This window comes from Mesorhizobium sp. M7A.F.Ca.ET.027.03.2.1 (assembly GCF_003999175.1).
Classification (GTDB): domain Bacteria; phylum Pseudomonadota; class Alphaproteobacteria; order Rhizobiales; family Rhizobiaceae; genus Mesorhizobium.
Genome location: NZ_RZOM01001355.1, coordinates 1 through 1,325, shown reverse-complemented (window position 1 = coordinate 1,325; position 1,325 = coordinate 1). Strand labels below are relative to the sequence as shown.

General features: G+C 62.7%; 3 protein-coding genes. 1 reads left to right on the top strand and 2 read right to left on the bottom strand.

Annotated features, from left to right (window positions below; all coding sequences use genetic code 11):
* Positions 1-447, bottom strand: a 447-nt coding sequence (locus EN750_RS34605; RefSeq protein WP_145968208.1) for a transporter substrate-binding protein, incomplete at its 3' end; no start/stop codon positions are given.
* 176 nt (positions 448-623) lie between these two features.
* Complete coding sequence (locus EN750_RS34600) at positions 624-1,067, bottom strand: hypothetical protein (RefSeq protein WP_245482896.1); 444 nt, start codon at positions 1,065-1,067, stop codon at positions 624-626.
* Between the two features lie 24 nt (positions 1,068-1,091).
* Here EN750_RS34600 and EN750_RS40125 point away from each other — a divergent pair.
* Positions 1,092-1,325 (top strand): hypothetical protein (locus EN750_RS40125; RefSeq protein ID WP_210212796.1); only part of this gene is annotated, 234 nt, incomplete at its 3' end.

The following is a 1,325-nucleotide window of genomic DNA, read 5'->3' as shown; positions in this document are numbered from 1 at the left end:
GCCCCAGATATAGTTCGAACCGAGCAGGAAGCCGTTGGCGCCGAAGCGCGGCACGACATGCGCCATCAGCGGCACCAGATGCTGGTTGGGGCAAGCGTGCATGTAGACGACATGCTCGTTGGCCTCGAAGCCCTCATAGGGGCAGGCATACCAGAGCATGCCGCCGGCTTTCTCCAAAACCGGGATCGTCTCCTTGCGGCTCCAGGATGTGACACAGCCGACCACATGGCGGGCGCTGCTGGTCTTGAAGATGTCTTCGCACAGCGTCGCGTAGCGATCGGCATTGCTTTGCGGATCGCGCTCGACCGGCACCAGCTCGATGCCTGAGCTGCGGTCGGCGTTGATGTCGGCGATCGCACGCATGGCGCCCATGCGGCACGCATCGGAGACGAGCTGATAGCTCCCCGAGCGGGAATACAGGATGCCGATCTCGATACGCCGTTTCAAACAGATCCCCAAAATGACAATGCCTCGCAGCCAGCGCCGCAAGGGCGAGGCATACGAGGCATTCTTGCCGCCCGGCGATCAGAGCCGGTATTTTGCGCTAGCGTATTCTGTCCGGCGGGTCAGTCAAGCCCTCAACGGTATTTGCGTGACCGTCATCGCCGTTTCGCTGCCGCCGGCTATCTGGCCGCCGGCCTCTGACCGTGTTGACGCGCATAGGCCACGCAGGCGTCCACCGTGCTGACACAAAGCGCGTCGCGCCTGTTCGGCAAATTGTTGTCGCCGGCATAGGCAACTTCGGCGACGCGGCCGTCGACCATGCGAATTTGCGTGTCGCAATAGCCGCCGGGAGCGACATTGACGGAGCCGCCGACCGCCGGGATCGCGCCTACCGCTAGAGTCGGAACCACAATGCTGAGATTGCCGCGCTGGACGATGCGCTTGTAGGTCCAGATCTGGCCCGATCGGCCGGCGTCGGCGGTGGCGGTCGGAAACCCGGCGCACATTCGAACATCGGCTTCGCTGAGGCCGACCATCTCCTTGCGGGCGGCCGCCGCCGTTGGATCAACCTTGGCGATACGCGACGCATCGTCGGGAACGACGCAGGAAGACTGGATTCCCACACAGAGAACAGCGAGGGCAAGCTTTTGAATGCAGGAAAATATCATGCCGACTGTCAGATTGGCCCGATGTCAGATTTGCGTGGCGCCCGCCGCTCCTTTCTACCTAGGCAGACAGGCGAAGGGATCAACCCGTTCAGCTTCACGAAAAAGTGGCTGTGGCTGCAACATCGAGGATTGCGCATCACGGGTCTGCATCTCACGCAGGATCAATGGCCCTGCAAGTGCCTCCGGCGCCAGGCGGCGGGCGCTTCGCCGACC